The following is a 7,730-nucleotide window of genomic DNA, read 5'->3' on the forward strand; positions in this document are numbered from 1 at the left end:
GTTGTGGAGGCGCCTCTTCACCCCGACCGAGAGGAATCGACGATGGGATTTTTTGGCGAGTTGGGTAGCGATCTTCGCGAGCGCAAGCGTCTGATCGCTGCCGTCTTCGCTTCCGCCTGTATCGCGGTGGCGACCTTCTTAGCCGGAACTTGGGCCGGGTCCTCGGGGATGTTCACGCTGCACCCGGTGACAGCCTCGGCCCCCCGCCCCGACAATCCGCCACCACCTGCTGCGCCGAAGCCGGGCGGCATGTGCTGCGACATGAAAATGCCCGACAAGATGATGCCCGATATGCCTAAGCCCAGCGGTATGCCAATGCCCAGCGGGACGCCGATGCCTGGCGGGATGATGCCTGGCGGGATGATGCCCAGCGGCACGCCGATGCCTGGCGGGATGATGCCCGGCGGGATGATGGCCAGCGGCACGCCGATGCCTGGCGGGATGATGCCCGGCGGGATGATGCCCAGCGGCACGCCGATGCCCAGCAATTCGGGCTAGTCACAAGGCAATCGGGAAATCACGATGCTTGATACCGTCGGTGGGTTGCCGGCTCATCCCCTCTTGGCGCATGTGGTCGCCATCTTTCTGCCGTTGACCGCGCTGCTCGCCATACTCGTGGTCGTTTGGCCCGCAGCGCGCCGCCGCATCGGTGCCGCCTCGTTGTTCGTGGCCGCGGGCACCCTAATGACGATCCCGCTGACCACGTCGGCCGGCGGCTGGCTTCAACAGCGCGTGATGGGCAGCGAAACCCTCAGCCGTCACGCCGAATTGGGTGTGCAGCTGGTCCTATGGTCCGCGCTGTTAACGATCGCCATGGTGTTTTGGTGGGCGCTACACACGCCGCTCTTCGCTGACGAGATTGCGACGCTGCCGCCAGTGGCCCGACGCGGCGCAATCACCCTTGCCGGAGCAGCCACGCTGCTGTTCGCGGCGATAGCCACGTGGTCCGTGGTGCAGGTTGGTCACACCGGCGCAGAGGCCGTGTGGGGCGGCATGCTCTGCTGCAAATGAACGGATACCGCACCTTCGGCGGCGCAATCCTCGTGTAGGTCTCCGTTGGCGACCCACGTCCATCTGATCTACTATCTATGTACGTAGACCGTAGATCTTCTCGTGTGCTGCAGACGCAATGAGCGGCTAATGCCCGCGGATGGAGGGTGCTGATGGCAACTAGGAACGGCTCCAATGCCGCCGCAAAGTCAAGGCGTGACGGACGTAAAGCCGTTGCACACGCCCGATCGAGCGCCCGCAGCGGGACGGGTTGGTGGGTTGCCGCCAGCGGCATCGTTGCGCTGCTGGTGTTACTCACCATCGCGAGATCGATTGGCGGGCAGCGTACATCACAGACGAAAGGCCCCGACATCAACGATCCCGCAGCGACCATCGCGGTCGGCGGCTACACCACCCCGCCCTGGCCGGCCCCTGCCGACGCTGCGGCTGCGGTCAACGCGGCTGGGCTGCCGATGCTGGGTCGCGAAGGCAACGTCGAACATATCCACGCCCACCTCGACGTGCTGGTTGACGGTCAGACAGTGCCGGTGCCGGCCGACATAGGCATCGACGTGCACCGTCGCACCATCAGCCCGTTGCACACCCACGACGCCAGCGGCGTGCTCCACATTGAGTCGCCGGTGAAACGGCAGTTCAGTCTGGGTGAGTTTTTTTCCGAGTGGCAGGTGAGTCTGTCCGAAGACAACCTCGGCGGATTGCGAACTGGCGGCGGCAATGTCGTCCGTGTCTTCGTTAACGGCTCTCAACGGACCGGAAATCCAGGGGCGATCATGCTCGAAGCACACGATGAAATCGCCGTCGTCTACGACAGACCGCAGCCCGGCGAGACGATTCCCCGAAGTTACGACTTCGGCGGTGGGTTGTGATTTAAGGCTCTCGGATTCCAAAACAGGCTGTGGGCGGAAAGATTTAAGTGATCGCTTCAAGGAGGTCCGGGTAATGACAATGCGCAATATGCCGCCAGTGTGGCACACGGGGTGGATTCCCCCGACCGCGCTTACGGCGGCTTTCTTGGCCCTGATCATCGCCGCTGTCGTAGTTGCGGCGCGATATTTGAGGGAGCCGCCACCCGAGAGTGGCCCCAATACAACGGTTCGACCACCCGGGGACGCGGAGAAACCGTTCCTACAACGCCACGCTCGCGGCGAAGTTGACGACGCTGAATACCAGCAGCGCTTCGAGATGCTGCACACGATGGCTGAGCGCCATGCGTCCTGAACATCAAATGACCAGACGGGCTGCGGTCGCCGTGCTCGCCTTGGGTGCGGTCGCGGGTCTGGGGTATGCGATGCGCGGGGCCTTGGGGTCGCCCGGGCCGATCATTCGGCTCATCGACGACGGCAACGGTGGCATGATGGGCATCTCCGCGACCGACATGTCTCGCTACATGGAAATGTTTAACCGCCACAACGAGATTATCCGCATTGTCGAGGAGATCCCCGGGGGCATTCGCACCACAACCCAATCCGTTTCACCAGATCTTGCTGCGCAACTGAAGGCGCACGTGTCGAGCATGTATTCCCATGTCGAACAAGGCGCCGAAGTCACGTGCATGAGCGACAGCCTGCCCACGCTTTTTCGCCGCTCCGACGGATACCGCCGACAACTCACACTCATGCCCACAGGCGTGATCGCTGAGGAGACTGCGGACGATCCGGATCTCATACAAGCCATCCGTGCGCACGCTCAGGAAGTGAGTGGGTTTGTGCGCGAAGGCATGCCGGCGATGATGCGGGGAATGACGGGACCGGGCGGCATGATGGGGCCGGGGCGAATGATGGGACCAGGCGGCATGATGGGACCGCCCTGAGCGGTTGTCAGCGAAGGCCGAAGCTCGAGAACGGAATGCGACGATACGTCAGGTCTGGCGACCGAATCGGCGGAGCCGCAACGAATTAGCCACCACACTGACCGAGGATAATCCCATCGCGGCGCCGGCGAAGACCGGATTAAGAACGCCCAGTGCCGCCAGTGGGATCACGGCGACGTTATAGCCGAACGCCCAGCCGAGGTTCTGGTAGATCGTCCGCAATGTCCGCTGGGATAGCTGGATCGCACGCACAACACCGTTCAGCTGGCCCGACATCAGCGTGATATCGGAGGCTTCAATGGCTACGTCGGTGCCGGTGCCCAGTGCGATTCCAAGGTCGGCCTGAGTCAGGGCGGGTGCGTCATTGATGCCGTCGCCGACCATTGCGACCACCTGTCCGTTGCTTTGGATGCGCCGAATTTCGGACTGCTTGTCGCCAGGTAGTACTTCGCCGAGCACCGTGTCGATGCCGACCCGTGAGGCGATGGCGCGTGCGGCGGGCGCGGTGTCACCAGTGATCATTCCCACTTCCAAACCCATTCGGCGCAATTCGGCGACAACTTCAGCGGCACCGTCTTTGATGTTGTCGCCCACCGCGAGGAGACCACGCACAACACCGTCCCATCCGCAGAACACCACCGTGTTTCCATCGGCCTCCAATCCGTCTGCGACCCGCCCAAGTTCGGCGGGCAACGTCAGACCGACGTCGTCCGCCAACATCCGCCGGCCTACCCACACCGTGATGCCATCCACGTCGGCGCGCACCCCATGTCCGGTCAGCGCCTCGAAGCCGGTCACCGCAGGTAGCCGCCCGAAGGCGTCACGTGCGGCCGTCGCGATCGCTCGACCGATCGGGTGCTGGCTATCGGCCTCTACCGCACCCGCATTCGTGAGGAGCGCGTCGCGTGTCGTTCCGGCGACGGGCACCATCTCGTGCAGAGTCATGCGGCCGTCGGTGAGCGTCCCAGTCTTGTCGAATATCACCGTTGTGATGGTGCGTGTGCGCTCCAGCGCCTCAACCCCTTTGACCAAGATCCCGAGTTTGGCACCACGCCCCGTACCGACCATGATCGCCACCGGAGTAGCCAGGCCCAACGCGCACGGACAGGCGACGACAACCACGGCGACCGCTGCCGTCAGTCCACGAATTGGGCTCGCAGCGATTAACCACCAGCCGAGAAATGTCGCGGCGGCAATGCCGATCACGGTGGGCACGAACGCAGCGGATACCCGGTCAGCCAGCCGTTGCGCGCCACCCTTGCCGGCCTGCGCGGCAGCTACCTGAGCGGCGATCTGGGCCAAGGCGGTGCGCTGGCCCACCGCGGTGGCTCGCACGGTCAGTACACCGGCGGTATTCACGCTGGCACCTACGACGGTATCGCCGACGGTCTTATCGACCGGCACCGATACGCCGGTAAGCATGGATTCATCCACCGCACTGGCCCCGCCGATGACTTCGCTGTCGGTCGGGATTTTCTCCCCGGGGCGAATCCGCAACACATCTCCGACGATGACGTGATCGACCGGGATGAGCACATCGATGCCCCCTCGAATCACCCGAGCCTGCTTAGCGCCGAGTTCGAGCAGTGAGCGTAAAGCGTTGCCGGCGCGCAGTTTCGCGCGCGCCTCCAAATAGCGCCCTAAGCCGATGAACGCGATGATCAGCGCCGCGGACTCGAAATATAAAGGCCCGCCCACAAAGAGCTCCACAGTAGAGAAGAGGTAGGCGGTCACGGTGCCCAGCGCGATCAGCGTGTCCATGTTCGCCGTCGCGCGGCGCGCTCGGATGGCGGCCCCGCGCAAAAACGGCCAGCCGCCGTAGAACAGAATTGGTGTCGCCAAAGCGAACTCGGTCCAGTGCACCCACGGCTGATCGCCCCACGAACGCGAGAACATCGCCAACCACGCCACCACTACGGCCAGCGGCCACACCAGCAGCATCCGCCGCCACCACGAGCGCGCGGCGACACGCTCGGCTTCATCGGCGGCGCGCGCGTCTGCGACTGGTGAAACAGTCGGCGCCAGCTGATAACCGCCCCGGGCCACCGCCTCCTGCCACGACGTTTGATCGAACGTGTCATCGACCGGAATCACTCGGGCGGTCATCGTGGCGAAGTTCACCTCCGCATCTGCAACCCCGGGCTGGCGCGCCAAGATCCGTTGCACCCGAACTGCGCACGAGTTACACGTCATGCCCGCGATCACGAAGTCCAGCGGTCTGCTACCAGCCCGCATCATCCCGAACCGCTTCGACCCGGTAGCCCTGCTGCTCGATCGCAGCCGCGAGCTCATCGGCTGCAATCGTGATCCCCTCAAAGTCAACGCATACAGTGGCCGTCTCCACATCGACAGTGGCAACCCGCACACCGGGCAACGCGCGCAGCACGCCATCAATCGCGTTCTTACACACGTTGCAGGAGATGTCCGGCACCGAAAACGCATGAGTCGTCACGACGGTTGCCTCCTTCGTCGGTACCCCCGGATCGACTCACATGGCTTCGGTGACGTGGGCTAGCCGATCGCGTTGGACGACGACAACAACACGGTAAGGGTTGCCCCTGGGGCAAGGTCAACTGTCGGGCGAGGCCGGCGCCGGATGGACGATTCGGTGATCATTCGTCGGGATTTCGCTCAGACAGATCATCCGAACACCCGCAGCCTACGGAAATATTCTGTGGTGCAACGTCTTACGGATGTTGACTACGGGAATGTCGCCACCCCCGCGCGGCGGTGAATCAGGTGTACCGCACGCTCCCAGTTCGAATCGCGACTGGCGCCCATTTCCCAATGCCGCTGAGTGAGCACGTGGTTGGCGTCCGCAGCCGCGTCTTGACCTTGCCCTTAGGACAACCCCTTACGTTGGACTCACCGCGGGCGACGCGCTGTAGGGCGGTTCTGCCCGACTCGAAAGGAACGAAATGCATTCGATAGCGAAGCGAACAGCGGTCTTGTCTGCGGCAACTGCGGCAGTCGCGCTGATTGGCGCCGGATGTAGCCATGCCACCAAGGCCGGCCAAACTGCGAGTTCTGCACCCTCGTCGGTCACGTCGGCAATTGCTACAGGGCCATCCGCGACCGCTCCGACTTCAACGCAGATCGCGGGCGCTAATGGCACGGAGTACACGGTGGAGGGACCGATCCTCGCCAAGTACCAGTCTCTTGACGCCGCCACACGAAAAGCACTGGGAGCACCAACGGGCAACGGGGACAAACACGCCGACCGCGGCGGCTTCCAAGTGTTCGATGGCGGCGCCATCTGCGTTCATGGGAGCGGTGCCTATGTCGTACTAGGCAAGATCCGTGACAAATGGAACGCGCTGGGCGGGATGGATGGCAAGCTCGGTTTTCCGACGGGCGACCAGGACACACACCCCGACGGCGGCGGCTTCCAAGAGTTTGACGGCGGCGCTATCTGCGATCACGGGGCCGGTACCTATGTCGTGTGGGGCAAGATCCGTGACAAATGGAACGAGCTAGGCGGGATGGATGGCAAGCTCGGTTTGCCGACCAGCGACGAGACAGACACCCCCGACGGCGCCAAGACAGCGACATTCGAGCACGGCACGATCACGTGGAAACCGGGTGACGCCCAAGCCACCGTCGTCTACAGCTAGTCATTCCAAGGAAGGAGGCGAGGGAGAGCCCGACTTGCTACGCGGCACCCCGAGTGACCAATGAGTGAATCAACTGAACCCGGAGCCGATTCGGAACCGGAAGCAACAAAGCCGAATAGACTGGGCCGCGCTCTGACGTGGGTTGGGATCGTCGCCGGGACTGTCTTCATCCTGGGAGCCATCTTCGTCGCTGGCGCAGCGACGAGCTGGCACAATCAGCATCAACAGCAGGCGATTTCGATGCCCCAGAAGGGCGAGCCGCCGCCTGCGGGCCCAGTCGGCGGTGACAAGTGCTGCTGCGAGAAGATGGCCAAAAAGTAGTCGGCTCGCAGCAACTGCCGCTGCGCGTGATTGTTGCGCTACGGACCATCTGTCTATGCGCACCTGAGGTCTGGGGGTAGCGGCATGTATGGCTACGCTTGAAACCTTGCCGCTGCGGAAGGGTCGTCAATGGCATCCATCGTCTGTGAACCGGAAACAACCCGGGCGATGCACACCGTCGGTGCCGCTGCCAAAGTCGTCGGCGTCTCGGCCAAGGCCATCCGAATCTGGGAAGCCAAGGGGCTGCTGCCGCTGGCCGCGCGCACCGAAGCCGGGTACCGGCTATTCAGCGACGACGACATTGCGATTCTGCGGTTCATCCTCCGTGCCAGAACCCTTGGGCTCACACTGCCGGAGATCAAAGACATCCTCGATCTGCATCGCCGGGGCACCGCACCGTGTGACCAGGTCACCATGCTGCTCGACCAGCACATCAGCGACATCGATCGCGCCATCGCCGACTTGCAAGCGTTGCGCGCCAGCTTAGCCGCGGCGCTAAAGGCCGCGCGCAGCGACCGACGCCGCGGCCGGACCGCCACGGTGTGCCGCATCATTGAAAGTACGGACGACACCGCGGGCCAAGCGGCCGCGGGTGAACCCTAGGTCAACCCGAAGTCAACCCGTTTTCAGCGACTATCGCGCCAAATCGGTTTAATCCGTCTTGACGCCGTCAAGTGGCGCGACGGCTTCGCATCCGAATACGGTCACAAACCCTCGTAAACCGCCGGGCCGTCGCTGTGGTGGGCGCCGAGCAGGTTTCCTTCAACTTTTTGGTCATGCTAGGGGTTGGTCAGCGGGCTAAAATTGGGGGTTCGATTCCCGGCAGCTCCACTGAGAAAGTGCTGGTCAGAGCCCTGTCAGTTGACGGCACCATGGATGACGATCGCGCTGACGTCATTGATCCATGCCTCGTCTAGATCGACGCCAGGTGTGAGAAGTAGCCGAATGATAATCGCGCCGGCAATCACATCGAT

8 protein-coding genes are annotated in these 7,730 nt (G+C 63.2%); 5 read left to right on the forward strand and 3 right to left on the reverse strand.

The features are described from left to right. Positions 1-17: 17 nt before the first annotated feature. Positions 18-488 carry a hypothetical protein gene (locus VGG53_RS10835; RefSeq protein WP_331518060.1) on the reverse strand — a complete coding sequence of 157 codons (471 nt, stop codon included), beginning with the start codon at positions 486-488 and terminating at the stop codon, positions 18-20. A 103-nt stretch (positions 489-591) separates the two neighbouring features. Between VGG53_RS10835 and VGG53_RS10840 the strand changes: the two genes are divergently transcribed. The 3 genes from VGG53_RS10840 to VGG53_RS10850 all read left to right on the forward strand — a co-directional run bounded on the left by VGG53_RS10840 (position 592) and on the right by VGG53_RS10850 (position 2,821). Further along, on the forward strand, positions 592-1,011 hold the full coding sequence (locus tag VGG53_RS10840) for a hypothetical protein (RefSeq protein WP_331518061.1): 420 nt from the start codon (positions 592-594) through the stop codon (positions 1,009-1,011). A gap of 152 nt (positions 1,012-1,163) precedes the next feature. Then, a complete protein-coding gene (locus VGG53_RS10845; protein ID WP_331518062.1) occupies positions 1,164-1,877 on the forward strand; it encodes a hypothetical protein in 714 nt (237 codons plus the stop codon). Between the two features lie 341 nt (positions 1,878-2,218). Next, complete coding sequence (locus VGG53_RS10850; RefSeq protein ID WP_331518063.1) at positions 2,219-2,821, forward strand: hypothetical protein; 603 nt, start codon at positions 2,219-2,221, stop codon at positions 2,819-2,821. A 48-nt stretch (positions 2,822-2,869) separates the two neighbouring features. On the opposite strand, the gene VGG53_RS10855 is transcribed toward VGG53_RS10850, so the two are convergent. Then, the gene (locus VGG53_RS10855; RefSeq protein WP_331518064.1) at positions 2,870-5,059 is read right to left on the reverse strand and encodes a heavy metal translocating P-type ATPase; all 2,190 of its coding nucleotides are present in this window, start codon (positions 5,057-5,059) and stop codon (positions 2,870-2,872) included. After that, positions 5,043-5,273 carry a heavy-metal-associated domain-containing protein gene (locus VGG53_RS10860; protein ID WP_331518065.1) on the reverse strand — a complete coding sequence of 77 codons (231 nt, stop codon included), beginning with the start codon at positions 5,271-5,273 and terminating at the stop codon, positions 5,043-5,045. The genes VGG53_RS10855 and VGG53_RS10860 overlap by 17 nt, the downstream gene beginning before the upstream one ends. A gap of 673 nt (positions 5,274-5,946) precedes the next feature. On the opposite strand from VGG53_RS10860, the gene VGG53_RS10865 reads away from it, so the two are divergent. Together VGG53_RS10865 and VGG53_RS10870 are read left to right on the forward strand one after the other, a co-directional pair. After that, on the forward strand, positions 5,947-6,435 hold the full coding sequence (locus VGG53_RS10865; RefSeq protein WP_331518066.1) for a hypothetical protein: 489 nt from the start codon (positions 5,947-5,949) through the stop codon (positions 6,433-6,435). Between the two features lie 450 nt (positions 6,436-6,885). Continuing rightward, complete coding sequence (locus tag VGG53_RS10870; RefSeq protein WP_331518067.1) at positions 6,886-7,359, forward strand: MerR family DNA-binding protein; 474 nt, start codon at positions 6,886-6,888, stop codon at positions 7,357-7,359. The last annotated feature ends 371 nt before the right edge of the window (positions 7,360-7,730 follow it).

Source organism: Mycobacterium sp. (assembly GCF_036490025.1).
Classification (GTDB): domain Bacteria; phylum Actinomycetota; class Actinomycetes; order Mycobacteriales; family Mycobacteriaceae; genus Mycobacterium.